Origin of the sequence: Fodinibius roseus (genome assembly GCF_900129315.1) — a bacterium.
GTDB classification, from domain to species: Bacteria; Bacteroidota; Rhodothermia; order Balneolales; family Balneolaceae; genus Fodinibius; species Fodinibius roseus.
Genome location: NZ_FQUS01000010.1, coordinates 1 through 16,866, shown reverse-complemented (window position 1 = coordinate 16,866; position 16,866 = coordinate 1). Strand labels below are relative to the sequence as shown.

Genomic DNA, 16,866 nt, shown 5'->3' with positions numbered 1-16,866 from the left:
AGAATCTTCAATTCAATTTCCATGAATCCCACCTCATACCAATTCAATCGGACAGCCCATGATTTTTTACGTGGCATATTGTACGCAGCAAAGGTGTCAAATCATTAGTTCCCTCCTGAAAAAGAGAAGAAGGATGGCCCCTTTATTACAGGAATTCAAAGTTCCTCATAAAAAAGATCAACCGCAAAATGCCTTTATGTTAGACGCTATTCCGTCCCACCCGGGGACTCTTCGGCGGGATCCACAATCCCCAGCCGCCGGGCCCGCTCCACCCATTTTTTGCGGGCCATCTTCTGCATATCCTCAATGGTATCCACCTCGTCGATAATCTCCATCCCCAGCAGGGTTTCCACCAGGTCTTCCATAGTGACAACCCCCGCGAAGCCGCCATACTCATCCACAGCCATGGCAATATGTTCCTGCTTTCTCATCAGCCGCTCAAAGAAATCCTGGAGCGGGGTCATCTCGGGCACAATCAAAATATCGCGTTTAAACTCCTTAAGTAGCGTAGCCATCTCATTGCGGGCCATCATAAGCAGAAGATCGTTTTTTAACACATAGCCGGTTACCTCATCCCGAGCCTCCCCGTAGACCGGAAGCCTCGAAAAGTGCAGCTGCTCCACATTGTCGCTGACTTCCCCCACCGTCTGATTTTCTTTAAATCCCACTACGACGGTCCGCGGCGTCATGATATCTTTCACCCGCAGCGAACTGAAACGGATTAGGTTTTTAAAAATTCGTGATTCCTCCTCCTCAAAGATCCCCTCTTCAACACCCAGATCTGCCAGCGCCCCGAACTCCTCCCTGCTGAAGCTGGGAGTCTCATCATCCGACAGCCAGCGTGTGATAACCTGGGAGATCACCACAAACGGGTACAGAAGAATCAGCAAAAACCGCAGCGTCCGAGCCGCAAAAGGTGCTAAATTCCGCCAGTACGTTGCCCCGATGGTTTTCGGGATAATCTCGGACAACACCAAAATAAGCAGGGTAAGCACTGCAGAGGTGATTGCAACATAACCCTGTCCGAACAAGACCTGTGCCTGAGCTCCCACGCCGGCCGCACCCACGGTGTGTGCAATGGTATTAAGGCTGAGGATAGCCGAAAGCGGGCGATCAATATCCTCCTTGTAATCGCGCAACAGTTTACCGCTCCTGCTCCCCTTGCGCTCCATGATAGCGATATAGGAGCGGCTCACCGAAAGCAGTACCGCCTCCAGCAATGAGCAAAGGAAAGACACCCCGATAGCGAGTAATAGATAGAAAATAAGTAAACCCATAGGCCAAAAATAGAATAAATGTATCTTTTTAAAAAGAAGTGGTTGATTAAATCCCAAAAAACCATTTCTCCCTGCTTTTCCCGAATGCGTAGGACTCGCTAAATCCGTCAGACTCCCGGGCAGAGAGCTGCAAACTTAATCTCAATACTGCGCTGAATGAGTCCGATTACCCCAAAACAAAAAATCCGGTTTAGCTCTACCCCATTGATGGTTATATTACGAACCAACTCAAAAAACCACCATCTTGCTTTCACTCAATAATATATCACTTACGTTCGGCGATCAAAATTTATTAAACGGGATCAGTACGCTCATCAACCCGGGCGAGCGTATCGGCCTGGTGGGGCCCAACGGAGCAGGAAAATCGACGCTGCTGAAAATCATTGCCGGGGAAATCACCCCGGATGAGGGGGCGATTAACACCTCCAAAGAAGCCACCATAGGCTACCTGCCCCAGGACGGCGTCGATCCCGATCCGACGTGCACGGTCTATGAGGAAGTCGAACGCGCCTTCGGGGAAATCCGAAACCTCGAACAGCAGGTCCGGCAAAAGCAGCAGCAAGTGAGTCAGCTGGACAAGGAGTCCCCGCACTATCAGCAGGCAATGGACCAGCTGGGAACCATGCAGAGCAAGCTCGAACAGTCGGGCGCCTATACGCTGCAGTCGGATATCGAAAAGGTGTTGATGGGACTCGGTTTTACGCCAGGAGATTTCAACCGGTCGACGACTGAATTCAGCGGCGGATGGCTGATGCGTATTGCCCTGGCCAAGCTCCTGCTCCAGCGTCCCACGTACCTGTTACTGGACGAGCCGACCAACCACCTGGACATCGAATCGCTTCGGTGGATGGAGCAGTTCCTCAAAAACTACGAGGGAACAGTCATTATCGTATCCCACGACAAGGCGTTTCTCAACGAAATAACCAACCGGACGCTGGCCCTGGATCGCGGGGACCTGCACGATTATGCCGGCAACTATTCCTACTACCGGGAGAAGGACAAAGAACGGCAGGAACATCTTCGGAAGGCCTATCAAAACCAGCAGAAAGAGATTAAGGAAACACAGGAGTTCATCGATCGTTTCCGGTACAAGGCGAGCAAGGCCAAGCAGGTGCAAAGCCGCATCAAGAAGCTGGAAAAGATGGATAAAATTGAGCTCGATGAGCATGAGGAGGAGATCTCCTTCCGATTTCCCCCGCCGGAGCGAAGCGGGGCCGTTGTGATGAAGCTCGAGGAGATCCGCAAGCAATACGACTCGAATGTCGTTTTTGACGATCTCAGCTATGCCGTCGACCGGGGAGATAAAATTGCGGTCGTTGGACCCAACGGCGCCGGCAAATCCACGATGATTCGCATCATTGCCGGTCTCGAAGACTTCGACAGCGGCAACCGCGAGCCGGGCCATAATGTGACGACATCCTATTTTGCCCAGCACCAGGCCGACGAGCTCGAGCTCGACAAAACCGTCTTTGAGATTATGCGCGAGGCCGCTCCCAAGGCCAAAGAAACCCGGCTGCGGACGATTCTGGGATGCTTTCTTTTCCAGGGCGATGACGTCTTTAAGAAGGTCTCTGTCCTCTCTGGCGGCGAAAAAAGCCGCCTGGCCCTGGCGCGGATGCTGCTGATGCCCGCCAACCTCCTGATCTTTGATGAGCCGACGAACCACCTGGACATGCAGTCCAAGCAGATTCTTCAGCAGGCGCTGGAGCAGTATGAGGGCACGTTTATGATCGTCTCCCACGATCGGGACTTCCTCGATCCTATTGTAAACAAAGTGCTCGAAGTGCGTCCCAATACCACCAATACCTTCCTGGGCAATGTTTCGTACTACCTGCAAAAGGTGGAAGAGCGAGAGAACAGCGGCAGGGACGTGACGGGGTCCGGGCCTCCATCCACATCCTCAGGTTCAAACGGCCAACACGGGCTCTCCCGAAAAGAAGAGCGGCGTCTGGAAGCACAGAAGCGACAGAAAAAATATGCGCGTCTCAAGCCCTTCAAGAAGAAAATTGATCCCCTCGAAGCAACCATCGAGCAAAAGGAAGCGCGCAAAAACGAAATCGAACAGCTGATGGCGGCACCTGACTTTTATGAGGATGAAGAGCGGGTTAAAGAGGTCTCTCTGGAATATGAAAAGCTGAAAGCCGAGCTGGTGGAAGTTTACGCCGAATGGGAAAAGCTGGCCGTGAAAATGAGCGAAATCGAGGAGGAATTCAGTAGTGATTAGCCGAAAGTAGCAGGCAGAAAGCAGGAAGTCCCGGGATCTTGGTCCTTGTCCCAAAATAATTTTACAGATTATTGGTTAACTTTGCAGCCGATGGACCCGTTTCCCTCCCCCAACAGGACCGCATGGGATTGGTAAAGGGGAAAGTAAAAATTTATCGTCTCAATCTTAACCTATAGAACAACCAGCATGAAAAAACTGAAAAATAAAGTCGCTCTCATTACCGGGGGCACCCGGGGTATGGGCCGGGCCGTAGCCGAACTGTTTGCCGAAGAAGGGGCCAGCGTTGTCGTCAATGGGCGGAATCAGCAGCGGGGAGAAGAAGTCGTTGAAAGTATCTCCCGACGCGGCGGGGAAGCGCTTTTTGTGCAGGGCGACGTACGCTCTCCGGAAGTCAACCGGCAGCTGGTGGAAAAAGCCGCCACCGCCTATGGCTCGCTCGATATCCTGATTCCCAATGCCGGGGTGCTCGGACTCGGGTCCGTCACCGGCGTCGACGAAGAGACCTGGCAGCACACGCTGGATACGAACCTCAACGCGGTCTTTTACCTGCTCCGTGCGGCCATCCCCGAGATGCAAAAAACGGATATGACCGGTACGGTTGTGGTCACCGGCTCCATCGCAGCCCACAAAGGCTTTCCCAACCACGCCGCCTATTGTGCCTCGAAAGGAGCCGTGGAATCGCTGGTCCGCCAGGCAGCCGTTGACTACGCTCCCGGCATCCGCATTAACCTGATACAACCCGGTCCGGTGGAAACCAAACTGTATAAAGACTCTGCCGCCGCCTTCCCCGACCCGGATACCATTCTGGATGAGGTGCCCGAAACCCTGCCTATGAAACGAACCGGATCTCCGGACGATATCGCCCGGACGGTCCTTTTTCTGGCCAGCGAGGACTCCTCCTGGATTACGGGCTCCGTCATTGCTATAGACGGCGGGGCGTCTGCAGCCGGATAATTTTCAGCCAGATAACCGAGAACCCATAACAAACAACTTCTGAAATAAAGTACTTCCTTTTCTTGCATCCGGGAACTTCTGCTCCGCCATATTCATTTAAGGTTTACTAAGTTGCAACCAAATCCATCATAAGGTGACAAAACTTGAAGCAGGTTCTCTTTACAGGCAATGTGATCCGGACTCCCTGTCTTTCGGGACCACCGGAGAAATAGACGAGTCCACCACCGTAATAGGTCAGGAAAGACTCTCCGCATCCCTGGAGTTCGGGTACGGTATGGGGAAAGATGGCTTCAACATCTTTGCGCTCGGACCGAATAAAATAAACAAGGAAGACCATCTGAAAGAATTCTTTGAGGAGAAGGCAGCGGAGCAGCCCGCCCCCCCGGATATCTGCTATGTGAATAATTTCGACGACCACTACAAACCGGACGTCCTGGAACTGCCGGCCGGACGCGGCAGCGAGTTACACAAACAGATGGAGCAGCTTGTCGATGACCTGGTGCCCACCCTTACCTCCGCCTTTGAAACGGAAGAATATCAAAACCGGCGGCAATCGCTGCAGGACCAGGTGCAGCAGGAGCAGGGACAAACGTTCGAAGATCTTAAAAACAAGGCGAAAGAAAAGGGACTCGCCCTGGTTCGCACGCCCGCGGGGTTTTCCTTTGCCCCTTTAAACGAGGAGGGAGAGATCATGGGCAAGGAGGAAATCCAGAATCTGTCCGAGGAGAAGCGGGAGGAGCTCGAAGAAAAGACCCGGGAGCTGCAGGAGGAGTTGCAAAAAGTTATACAGAAAATGCCCTCCAACAGGCGCAAGGCCCGGGAACGACTGAAAGAGCTCGATGAAGAAATCGCCACCTATGCCATAAAGGATTTATTTAATGAAATCCGCGATAATTTCTCGGAGCTGGAGGATGTTCAGGACTTCCTGGATGACGTAGAGATTGATATTGTTGAAAACGTTCAGTCCATCATGGGCAACCAGAACCAGTCCGGCCAGGGGGGCAACCAGCTGATTCAGATGATGGGTGGACAGCAGCCTCAGCAGCAGAAAGGGGGTAGAAATCCCGTTCTGGACCGCTACCGGGTGAACGTGATGGTGGACAACAGTGAAATGGAAGGGGCTCCGGTTATCTATGAAGATAATCCCAATTATAAAAACCTGATTGGCCGGGTCGAATACCAGTCTAAAATGGGGACCCTGTCGACCAACTTTAACCTGATAAAGCCCGGCGCCCTCCATCGGGCAAACGGCGGCTACCTGATCCTCGATGCCCGGCAGATCCTGCTCGAACCTTTTGCCTGGGAAGGACTAAAGCGTGCCCTGAAATCAGGAGAACTTAAGATTGAATCGCTGGGAGAATCCTACAGCATGGTCAGTACGGTCTCCCTGGAGCCCGAGCCCATCCAGTTAGACGTGAAGGTGATACTGACCGGTGAGCGCCTGTTGTACTACCTGCTCTGTGAGCATGATCCTGAATTCAGCAAGCTGTTTAAGGTCGAAGCCGACTTTGAGGATGAAATTGACCGCACGGATGAAAACAACAACCGGTACGCGCAGCTCATAGCGGGACTCATTGCCAAGCATGAACTTCGTGCTTTTGACAACAAAGCCGTTGCCCGGGTTATCGAGCAGGGATCGCGCATGGTCGGCGACAATGAAAAATTGTCCGCCCAAACCAACGATATCACTGATTTGCTAAAAGAGTCCAACCACTGGGCCGGCCGGAAGGAGCGGGACGTGGTCACGAAGGAAGATGTAGAAAAAGCGATTGAGCAAAAAATTTATCGTTCCTCCCGCCTCCGCGATAAAGTTCAGGAAAGCATCACCCGGGAATCCATTTTTATCGATACTTCCGGGGAAGCCATCGGACAAATTAACGGATTATCAGTGGCCCGAGTGGGCAACCTCATGTTCGGGCGACCCAACCGTATTACCGCCCGCGTGCAGCTGGGCAAGGGGGAAATTATCGATATTGAACGTGAAGTGGATATGAGCGGGTCCATCCACTCCAAAGGCGTACTGATTCTGAAAGGATTTTTAGGAGAACGATACGCCGGGGAACGTCCGCTTTCGCTCTCCGCCAGTCTCGTATTTGAACAGTCGTATTCCCATATTGACGGCGACAGCGCTTCCTCGGCGGAACTGTATGCGCTGCTTTCGGCAATCGGTGATATCCCGCTGAAGCAGTCTTTCAGCGTTACCGGCTCGGTCAATCAGCATGGCAAAATACAGCCTATCGGCGGAGTAAATGAAAAGATCGAGGGCTTCTTTGATATCTGCGACCAGCGCGGACTCACCGGCCGGCAGGGCGTGCTCATCCCCAGGGCCAATGAAAAAAACCTGATGCTTCGCGGGGATGTCGTGGAGGCGGTCAAAGAAGGAGACTTTCATATCCACTCCATCGAAACCGTTGACGAAGGCATGGAAGTGCTGACCGGCATGGAAATGGGTACCCCGAAAGAGGACGGCACCTATCCCGGGGACACCATCAATTATATGATTACTGAAAAACTGGACCAACTCGCTGAAAAACGAAAAGCATTTGCCAAATCTGAAAACAGTCAAGAGTAATCATGGCCGAAGATGCAAACCAACCCATACTGGTTCGCGAAATCCTGGTTGCCGTTGATTCCTCGTCCCACAGCCGGGCCGCGCTCAGGGCGGCGGCCACCCTTGCCAAACTAATGGAGGCCAATATCCGGGGACTTTTTGTGCATGAAGAACACTGGAGTCAAATCAGCAATTTACCCTCCGTAACATCCATAAATGAACTCACCGGCAAGGCTCATGTCCTGAAGGGAAAAGCCCTGGAACAGGAGATCGACTTGCTGAAACAACGCCTGCAGCGGCAGCTGCAGCAAATCAGTAAAGAGAACCGGATCCCCCATTCCTGGGAAACGGCCCGGGGACGAGTGGACGAGGAGATCCTGCAGGCGGCCCGGAAAGCCGACCTGATAACCATCGGAACCCGGGGACGGTCATTTTATCCGGGCGAAAGACTGGGGTCCACGGCCAGGGCCATCATCCGGAAGGCCGACAAGCCGATCCTTGTATTGAAGAAAGGTGTAGACCTGGGAAGAACGATTACGACCGTCTTCGATGCCTCCGATGAAAGTCAAACGGCACTCAGGCTTGCTCTTTCGTTGGCCCAAAAAAATGAAAGCACGTTGAGTATCCTGATCCTGGAAGAGGGACAGGATACCGAAGGGCAACGCAATCAGAAGCTTGAAAAGATGGTGGAGAGCGCCTCCATTCCCGTTTCGGTGACCGTGCTTGAGCATCCCGACCTGCCGGATTTTCTAAATGCCGTCAACCGCCAGCAATCGGGATTGCTGGTAACTCCCAAAAACCAATCTTTTTTTAAACAGCGCTCGTTGGAAACCACCCTGGGATACCTTAACTGCCCGGTACTCATGGTTACCTGATCCTTCTCCTTCCTGTCTTTTAGCTCAAGGTTCCTTCCCTCGCTATATTTTCCTTCTCCTTTTTGCAGTTTTGTAATTTAATTTGAGCGGGTAAACTTCGTAATTACGACAAAGTGTAGTTTCCTCTGAAACAGCGCTGACTCACCACTACTGCCTTTGGCATAATATTAAAAGCAATAATATCGGAGATAAAAAACTAGGGGATCAGCGCCTCCACGTCAAATTGTCCCCAGTACCAGATGATGCCCGCAAAGATAAGCAGCAGCAGCGTCCATATAGCGAGCGCCGTACGGGAAGCTTTTTTCGCCTTTTTCTCCTCCCACCAGCTCCGGGGACGAACCCCCTGGACTAAGAATGTAAGGATGCCCGCCAGGTTAATACAGATGAGATTCGTAATCGTCAATATCCCCGCGCCGACCGCCAGCTGCAGGTAACCCGCCCCAAGGAGCAGACCCACGGCCACCAGCGGGGGCAACAGGGCCACCGCAACCATAACCCCGACAATAGCCGCCGCGACGCCTCTCGTAAAAGCCAGAACGCCCGCGCTCCCGGCCGCCAGAGCAATAATAATATGCTTCAGATTCACCATTGTTCGGGTTATCATTTCTTCCGCCCCCGGATCCACGGTAAAAATGATCCCCATGATTACAGAGATCACCAGCGATACCGCCAGTCCCGCCCCGTTGGCTTTTAAAGAACGCCAGCCTAATTCCAGGTCTCCCAGTGTTAAAGCCAGTGAAAGCGATACATTCGGGGCCAGAAGCGGAGCGATCACCATCGCCCCGATAATCGTTGCCACATCATCCAGGATCAGTCCCACCCCGGCCACCAGCGTAGAAAGTACCACCATAGCCAGGTAAATGGGCGTCAGTTCAGCATCCGCCGTAACATCGGCATACAGCTCCTCGCGGCTTACGCGCCCGGGCCCCTCGATTTCCTCTTTTGCTGCCGCTTCTTCCTCCTCTTCCTCAATATCGGGTTGGGGTAGCGTTGCCTCTACCGAAAAAAGCAGGATGCGAAAGCCCTCGATACTACTGAATTGATCACTCAGCAGATCGGAGATGACTTCCGTCTGGTCCGCATTCGATAAGATCCGCAGGATGGCGCCCCCGTCATCGAGATGGTCGGTCCACATCCCCATAATCTTTTTCTCCTCCAGTAGCTGACGGGCCTCCCGGGTGGTTTCAGGCGGGGCCATCATCTCTATCATTCTCAAATCCATAAATAACAATACTTTAAAGTAAAGTAAGCTTTGGAAAACCGTTTTCCTGGACAATCTCTGTCCTTTTGCATATTCAACATCTTCACATAGCCCCTGAATGCTGTGGTTTTGAGTTCGCTCAGGCTTTGATATTGGTCATAGTTCCTTTCTTCAAAAACTTTGAAAGTGACATCCACTCGTAACACCCTGTAAAGGGTACAAACAAACGGTGTGAGAGTAAAGCCCAAACTTCTCGATTTTATGAATTCAATGATGAGCCGGCTGCCGGCTGTTGGCTTCGGAGAGCTTATACATGGCTATACCCCGCCTGTTCCTTCTCCAATCAACTTTTTGACCGTGACAAACTGGTACCCTTTCTGCTTTAGCTTCTCAATAATCAGCGGCAGTGATTTTCGACTTTTTTCGCGTGCCTCGTACATGACATGCAGCAGAATGATCGACCCGGGTTTGACTTTCTGCACGGTATGCGATGCCATTTTTTGCGCACTGTCATTGACCCCGGCAACCGATTCCGGTTCAATATCCCAGGTAACACTCACCTGATTTCTTCGGGAGAGCACCCAGGGCAGGAGAAACAGTTTTTTGCAGTAAGGGGGACGAAAATAGATCTCCCCTTTAAATCCTGCGCTCCTGATGGCCTGATCCGTACGTTCGACTTCATTCACAAGAAAATCGTAGCTTTTCAGTATCATCGGCTGATGGGAATACGAGTGATTCCCCAGTTGATGTCCGGCCCGAACAATTTTTCGGGCTTCCCGGATATTGGTCTCCGTTTCTTTTCCCGTCACAAAAAACGTTGCCGGCACCTCATACTGATCTAAAATATGTAATACCTCGTCTGTGTATCCAGGGGTAGGTCCGTCATCAAACGTCAATGCAACCAGAGAATCGGTGGCGGCCAGCTGGACGTGAGATATGAGTTTCCCGGCCACCTGGAACGTCCGGGCATTACTTAACTGCCAGAGTCCATAAAGAGCAGCAATTATAATGAGGAACCCTATTGTGAGCTTTTTCATCAGGCAAAATTTAGCAATAGAAAATCAAAGTACCTAACGGCCTTCTGTTTAACGGTATATCGGGTGACACTTTTTGACTAATTATCAGAAGATGAAGACAACAATATTGTGGTCGGATTCTCCCGGGCTTCCAATAGCGATTTTTTAAAAGCAGCATGAATAAACTATAACCTTCAACTGTAGTTAAAGATGGTAAAGTAGTGTGCCGATATTAAAATAGTTACAAATGAACATCACGTCCCTTATAGAAATATTTTGAAATCTTTGAAAACCAGGAGTTTGCTCAATACCAAAATCAGAGCGATTTCGAAACCGCTGTATATAGACTATAAATGAGGATTCTGAAATCGAGAAAACAGATAGATTGGGCAAAGCAACGGTTTTGCAAAGGATCCTTTTACGTTTTCAAACGGGCTGTTCAAGGAGTTCAACAAATTTATCGGCACTAATAACAGGGGCAAAAATATTATTGATACGTTCCATTGCCGCAGCCTCATCTTCGGGTTTCTCACAACCAGTGGCATCACCAATAACAATGGGTAAATATCCGTGGTCACGGGCCAAACGGGTATTTCCTTCTATGCACCAATCCAGGTGAAGACCCGTAAACACAATAACTTCTACGTCCTTCCTGGCTAATTCCACAGGTAGTGGGGTACCGACAAAGGCTGTCTGCAACACACATTCCCGGAAATGAGAGTCTTCGGCAGCAACTAACTCCTGCAGTTCATCGGGAAGTTCATTATCCCATCGTATTTTTTCCTCTGTCACATCCAGGCCTTCCGTCCATGTGTTGTACTGGACCTCATCAAAGATAGTTTTTGGATAATCCTCCCGGTATATATTGTAGCCGATCCAGTTAAATGAAACAAAATTATCCGCTTTTCTGGCTGCTTTCACCACTTTCATCGTGGCGGGAAGACTTCCCCGCGCCCGGTGGTTTTCATGTCCCAGGGCTCCCTCTTCTTCATAGAGACATTTATTCTGGCTGACAGAAGCAAAAGCAGCTTTTCGTTTAAGAATTTTCGCCAAGTTCAGCTTTTTCCATTGGGGAGCAAGTTCGGGGATGGCATGAATGCCTCCTTTATGTTTATTCCCGGCAATGTCGGTGGTGTCCTTCAATCCAATGTTCTCCATTGTATTTATCTCCTTTATTGTTATTAATATTTAATTTTTACGGAATCCTTCGAAAATAAAAAAGCCCACTCACCTGAATGATGAGTGGGCTTTTAGCTAGTTTCTTTAGTCGTCATGTTCCTTTACAAAAAATCAAGCAATCGCTACTCATCCAACAGGTATGGTGCATTATACCCATACAACAACACTCGCACATACACATGTTGGAATTATAGTTGTCCGTCATTTTTATTATAAACTTGCCTGAAATTTCACGTTAAAATATACCTTCATCATGGTAAAAACACAAATATTCATATCATTCATCAAACCGTTCCATGCGATGGCTATTTTGATCCTTTTGGGCCACCCATTTCCCGTAAGTGAAAAGATTTTATTTATATTGTAAATGCTTATCGAGAAGTTAGCGTTGCGGTTTCCGGTATTTGATTTCCGTATCCAAAATCCGCAAGCATGCGATCCCCGAAGCGTTACAGCCATTTAAACTTTCCGGTGAACTCAAATGAGGGACGAGATCTGTCTGCCTCACATTTTCTTTTATAAAATCAGCTGGTATCATTGCTGTTTTTACGAAATTCCTGAAACACGATAACGATAATGGTAACGGCAGTTATGGGGATTACAAAATACAGCATTACATTGTTGAATACCGACAACAGGTCATGTTGTGTGGCATTAAACACGAGATACAAGGTATATGCAAAATAATACCCCAGAAACAGAGCACCCTCCCATCGGCTGATTACTCCCCTGGTAAAGAAGATAGGCAGACAGGCAATCGCCACTGCAATCATCAGTGGAAGATCAAACCCGATGACAGGTTCCGAAACAGGAATACCCGAAGGAGAAAACACGCTAGACAGGCCAAGAACACCCAATATGTTGAAAATATTGCTCCCCACAACATTGCCGACCGTAATATCACGCTCGCCCCGAATAGCAGCAACAACCGATGTGACAACTTCAGGCATGGAAGTCCCGGCAGCCACTATCGTCAGCCCGATGATCAATTCGCTGACCCCCAGGTAAGCGGCAAAGCTCACGGCGCTGTCAACAAACCACCGGGATCCCAAAACCAGGAGCGCTAAACCCGCAACTATGAGAAATATAGTTGCAAACCAATTTATTTGATTCTTGGAATTTTCATTTGCATGCAGTCCTTGATCAGAAGATTTTTTGCAAGAATGATTTCTCAGACTTAATGCTACTAACACACCGAGATAAAGGATCAAACCGGCTGCCAGTAACACACCATCAAAACGGTCAATGGTCTGGTCCAGGCTGAGAAGTAAAACTGCAACAGAAGCAATGATCATCAGGGGGACATCAAAACGAATCACCTGTTGAGAGACGTGCAGGGGGATAATTATCGCTGACAGACCCAAAATAAAGAGCACGTTGATAATATTACTTCCAATAACATTACCCAGTGCTATATCCGCCTGTCCCGACAGAGCACCCCCGATACTGACGGCCAATTCCGGTGAACTCGTCCCGAATGCCACCACGGTTAAACCAACTACAAGAGGAGAAATACCCAGGGCCGAGGCTGCCTTTGATGCGCCGCGGACCAACATTTCTGCCCCGAAAATGAGAAGGACTAAACCAGCAACAAAAAGTAGAATTGTCATTATTATTTTTGACCAGGTTTATTACCATTTTAGGATACAGCGCTTAACCGGGAGGCAGAGGAATCACTCCACAGCCTCCAATGATCGACTTGAATCTTTCTGCTCCCCCTATCCCATCACCTGCAGAAAAATCCGTCGCCGGCGGGGACGATTGTCGTGGTTGATGATTACAATCTGCTGCCAGGTGCCCAATACCGGCTCGCCATCGTGGAGCGGAACCGTGATGCCCGGTCCCATCATCGTAGCTCTCATATGGGAAAAGCCGTTGTCATCGCCCCAGGTTTCGCCGTGCCGGGTTGTTTGACCTTCGGGAGCAAACTCCTCGAGCTTGTCTTTCATATCCTGGACCAAAGCGGGTTCAAATTCGATCGTCGAGACAGAAGCGGTGGAACCGATAGGAAAAATGTGGATCAATCCCTCCGAATATCCGCTTTTACGGACAAACGAACGGACTTCATCCGTGATATTTTGAATATCCGAAAAGCCTTCGGCCTCAACGGTAATTTCTTTGCTGTGAATATCCATAAGGGGTACCTGTTAATTTGCTAATAACAAATTCAGGGGTTAAAAATAAACCCTGACAAGCATACATATGCGAACACATCCCATCCACACAGGGTTAATCCTACTGCCCTTGCCGACAATAACCAAGTGCAAACTTTGGGCGCGCGAGCACCTGCCGGCAGTAAGAGGGATTCATGAATAGTGCATACACTCTCGGAAAGTAACTTTTACATTTCTGATCGGCAAATACACTTCCTGGTAATCTAATGCACTTTACGGAGCGTGTGCTGATCCAAAAAGGCACGCAGATGTCGTCGATATTTGATTTCCGTATCCAAAAATCCGGAAGCATGCGATCCACGAAGCGCTATAAACATTTTAGGCTTCCGGGCCGCCTCAAACAGGGCTTTTCCGTGACGGAAGGGCACCACCTCGTCATCCCGGCTGTGGGCCATAAATACAGGCGCTTCGATATTCTGCAGGTACGCTACTGTATGGTAGTCGAATCTTAACAGCCAGCGAACCGGCAGCCACGGATAGAGATCAGCGGCCAAGTGGGCTGCCGAGATGAAAGTGGATTCAATGACAGCCGCCGCAGGGTCTTTGCGCGCTGCCAGCCACGCCGCAATCGACCCGCCCAGCGAGCGTCCCATCGTAATGATCCTTCCCTCTCCTATTCCCCGGGTTTGGGTCAGGTAATCCCACGCGGCCGAAGCATCCCGGTAAGTGCCGGTTTCGGAAGGCGTTCCCTCACTGCGTCCGTATCCCCGGTAGTCAAAGATAAACACATTCAATCCCAGGTCATGAAGCAACCGGATCGTCTCCAAACGTCCCGATATGTTGCCGGCATTGCCATGAAAGTAGAGGATGGTCGAAGCGCTGTCCCCGGCTGACACAAACCACCCGTGAAGCTGCAGGCCATCTGCCGTCCCGAAAGTAACCTCCTCAAAAGGCAACCCCGCTGCGGAAGGATCTGCCCCTATTTGCTTCGCCGGATGATAAACCATCTGTGCCTGAAACAGGTACATCAATAGCAGGATCAATAAATAGCCCGCTGCGATTATTCCCGCTGTCCATACTAATGATTTTATCATCTTCTCCATTTTAAAGCTTGTGAAACGCTACCGCTTCACAAGCTATTTAATTGGAATTCAGCTTTTTTCCAAATCTCCACTTCCGGATATGGTTATCCGGAAAACCACTGCCTTTTGAAGCAAGAATACGGTCGTTCCGGCCTAACCTCTTCCCGAAACGGATCCGAGTTGACGTCTTCTTCTTTCTTTTATTTGATTTTTCGTCAACACCGTCGAGGGCAGCGATACCCGAACGACGGCCGATTACTGAAAAACAAGCCGGTTACAGGGTTAAAACAAAATTCAGGAAATAAAATTTAGTTCAATGCTGTTTTATATTAAAGTCAATTTTTTAGTATCCTTGGTTAAAGTTTTTGCAAGAAACAGGAATGGCTTTTTTAGCCCACACATTTATATGAGCCGAGTCTTTTCAACCCTTTTTTTGCTGATAATTATTTTCGGGTCATATCTGTCTTTTACAGATATCAAATCGGAGCCGAAGATTGTCGAACCTGAACCCGAGGCATGGGAGATGGATGAATCCCTGGCCAAGTACCTCGAAGAATTTGAACAGGATTTTGAAGAAGGGCTAAACGAAGAACAAATCCCCGGGGCAGCGGTTGCTATTGTAAAGAATGGTCGAATTGTATTACAAAAAGGATTTGGGGTAAAAGAGAAGGGAACGTCCGAAGAAGTAGATGGAAATACGGTATTCAGATTGGGAAGTATATCAAAAGGCTTTGCTTCGGTTTTAACGGGAGTAATGGTGCAAGAAGGAGCCGTAAGCTGGGATAAGCCCGTATCTAATTATTTGGCAGAATTTAAGCTGCATGATCCGGAACAAACCGATCGGGTTCGGATCAGGCACCTGTTATCTCATACGTCTGGTTTGCCACGTCATGCGTATACAAATTTGGTGGAAGAGGGACTCTCGTTAGACCGCATCATCTCCCGGTTGGAACATGTTCCCCTGATATCAAAAGAAGGCAAACAACTTGCTTATCAGAATGCAGCATATTCAACGATAGAAAAAGTACTGGAAGTCCAAACCGACACCGACTTTAACGCTCTTCTTAATGAAAAGCTTTTTGAGCCGTTAGCAATGGATCACTCTTCGGCAAATTACGACAGCATACGATATTCCGGAAATACGGCTTTGCCTCATGTATATCATTCCCGCTCACGGGGTCGCGTACCTGTTTCAATTTCTGAAAAATATTATAATGCGGTCTCTTCTGGTGGAATTAATGCTTCGGCCTCAGATATGGGGAAATGGCTGCTTCTGTTAACAGGTCATCATCCCGAAGTTATTTCTGAGAACACACTTCAAGAAATCTATGATCCGTTCGTTACCATCCATAACCGACGATATAGCCGATACTGGAGCGGAGTGAACGAATCGCATTATGGAATGGGGTGGAGAGTGCTTGACAATCATGGACAAAAGATTGTATACCACGGAGGATATGTAAACGGATACCGCAGTGAAATTGCTTTTGCTCCTGAAGATGGATTAGGAATCTGTATTCTCATCAATACCAGTTCCAGCTATCCCTTAACAGTTATCCCGGACTTCTTTAATTACTTCAAATCAAATTCTTCTGAAGTTAGCTCGGAATGAAGTATAACGCCCCCCTTCGCGCCCGGATTCGCGAGATCGCCATGACGCGGGTACGCTACGGGTTCTGGCGCATTTATGTGCTGCTTCGCCGGGAAGGCAAGCGCCGGGGCGTATTCAAGTCGACAATGGCAGTGAGTTTATCTCCAAAGCTCTCAACCAATGGGCCTATGACAACGGGGTGACGCTGGACTTCTCCAGGCCGGGAAAACCCACCGACAACCCCTATATTGAGTCTTTCAATGGGAGCTTCCGCGATGAATGTTTAAACCTGCATTGGTTTTTATCCCTGGAAGATGCCCGCCAGAAAATTGAGGCCTGGAGGACCGAATATAACTCCTTCCGGCCTCACAGTTCGCTCGGAGATATGCCTCCGAATGAGTACATTCAGAAACATCACATAACGTCCGATTCTCTACTTCTGACTGGGTGAATTACGGGGAGGGGCTCAAACATAAATTAACCATTTAGATTTATTTTTATAATTTGATACCTAAAGGTCTGTATTCCAATAGGTAACCTAAATGGTCACCAGCTATGTGAAGAAAGATGAACAAATATGAAGGGAGAAAAATAAAAAATCCCCTCACACATTACGTATGAAGGGATTTGAAATAATCCGAAGATTAAATAGTGGAGGTGCGGGGAGAATGACCTATCCAGGTATACAGCCCTTAAAGGCTATCAACTGAAGTAGTCACGATGAAATCTGACAGTTTAGTTAGATTAGGAGATGCAACCAACTAATCACTAAACCCAGATTCACCATGACTACCCAAGATAA

Annotated in this window: 13 protein-coding genes and 1 pseudogene; 7 read left to right on the top strand and 7 right to left on the bottom strand. The window is 49.3% G+C overall.

Annotated features, from left to right (window positions below; genetic code table 11):
- Positions 1-206 precede the first annotated feature (206 nt).
- Positions 207-1,277 carry a hemolysin family protein gene (locus tag BUB16_RS10550; protein ID WP_073063530.1) on the bottom strand — a complete coding sequence of 357 codons (1,071 nt, stop codon included), beginning with the start codon at positions 1,275-1,277 and terminating at the stop codon, positions 207-209.
- Between the two features lie 244 nt (positions 1,278-1,521).
- Between BUB16_RS10550 and BUB16_RS10545 the strand changes: the two genes are divergently transcribed.
- From BUB16_RS10545 to BUB16_RS10530, 4 genes are all read left to right on the top strand, one after another.
- Positions 1,522-3,501: an ABC-F family ATP-binding cassette domain-containing protein gene (locus BUB16_RS10545; RefSeq protein ID WP_073063528.1), complete on the top strand. Its 1,980-nt coding sequence runs from the start codon at positions 1,522-1,524 to the stop codon at positions 3,499-3,501.
- A 186-nt stretch (positions 3,502-3,687) separates the two neighbouring features.
- Positions 3,688-4,455 (top strand): SDR family NAD(P)-dependent oxidoreductase, encoded by a 768-nt coding sequence (locus BUB16_RS10540; RefSeq protein WP_073063526.1) that lies wholly within the window; start codon positions 3,688-3,690, stop codon positions 4,453-4,455.
- Between the two features lie 133 nt (positions 4,456-4,588).
- Positions 4,589-7,027, top strand: coding sequence for a Lon protease family protein (locus BUB16_RS10535; protein WP_073063510.1), 2,439 nt, complete (start codon positions 4,589-4,591; stop codon positions 7,025-7,027).
- Between the two features lie 2 nt (positions 7,028-7,029).
- A complete protein-coding gene (locus BUB16_RS10530) occupies positions 7,030-7,881 on the top strand; it encodes a universal stress protein (protein ID WP_073063508.1) in 852 nt (283 codons plus the stop codon).
- Between the two features lie 196 nt (positions 7,882-8,077).
- Here the strand turns inward: BUB16_RS10530 and BUB16_RS10525 are convergent, their stop codons facing one another.
- From BUB16_RS10525 to BUB16_RS10495, 6 genes are all read right to left on the bottom strand, one after another.
- Positions 8,078-9,103: a TIGR00341 family protein gene (locus BUB16_RS10525; RefSeq protein ID WP_073063860.1), complete on the bottom strand. Its 1,026-nt coding sequence runs from the start codon at positions 9,101-9,103 to the stop codon at positions 8,078-8,080.
- A 296-nt stretch (positions 9,104-9,399) separates the two neighbouring features.
- Positions 9,400-10,119 carry a polysaccharide deacetylase family protein gene (locus BUB16_RS10520; RefSeq protein ID WP_073063506.1) on the bottom strand — a complete coding sequence of 240 codons (720 nt, stop codon included), beginning with the start codon at positions 10,117-10,119 and terminating at the stop codon, positions 9,400-9,402.
- Positions 10,120-10,524: 405 nt separating this feature from the next.
- Positions 10,525-11,256 (bottom strand): isochorismatase family protein, encoded by a 732-nt coding sequence (locus tag BUB16_RS10515; RefSeq protein ID WP_073063504.1) that lies wholly within the window; start codon positions 11,254-11,256, stop codon positions 10,525-10,527.
- 545 nt (positions 11,257-11,801) lie between these two features.
- Positions 11,802-12,887 (bottom strand): calcium/sodium antiporter, encoded by a 1,086-nt coding sequence (locus BUB16_RS10505; RefSeq protein WP_073063500.1) that lies wholly within the window; start codon positions 12,885-12,887, stop codon positions 11,802-11,804.
- Between the two features lie 108 nt (positions 12,888-12,995).
- Positions 12,996-13,412 (bottom strand): secondary thiamine-phosphate synthase enzyme YjbQ, encoded by a 417-nt coding sequence (locus tag BUB16_RS10500; RefSeq protein ID WP_073063497.1) that lies wholly within the window; start codon positions 13,410-13,412, stop codon positions 12,996-12,998.
- A 242-nt stretch (positions 13,413-13,654) separates the two neighbouring features.
- A complete protein-coding gene (locus tag BUB16_RS10495; RefSeq protein ID WP_073063857.1) occupies positions 13,655-14,485 on the bottom strand; it encodes an alpha/beta hydrolase in 831 nt (276 codons plus the stop codon).
- 394 nt (positions 14,486-14,879) lie between these two features.
- Between BUB16_RS10495 and BUB16_RS10490 the strand changes: the two genes are divergently transcribed.
- The 3 genes and pseudogenes from BUB16_RS10490 to BUB16_RS10480 all read left to right on the top strand — a co-directional run.
- Complete coding sequence (locus BUB16_RS10490) at positions 14,880-16,085, top strand: serine hydrolase domain-containing protein (RefSeq protein ID WP_170864362.1); 1,206 nt, start codon at positions 14,880-14,882, stop codon at positions 16,083-16,085.
- Entirely contained in the window at positions 16,082-16,267 is a 186-nt protein-coding gene (locus tag BUB16_RS21205; RefSeq protein ID WP_073063490.1) for a hypothetical protein, read from the top strand. Before BUB16_RS10490 ends, BUB16_RS21205 begins: the two co-directional genes overlap by 4 nt.
- Positions 16,189-16,515: pseudogene (locus BUB16_RS10480) on the top strand (integrase core domain-containing protein); the annotation flags it as partial. The gene BUB16_RS21205 and the pseudogene BUB16_RS10480, both read left to right, overlap by 79 nt.
- Between the last annotated feature and the right edge of the window lie 351 nt (positions 16,516-16,866).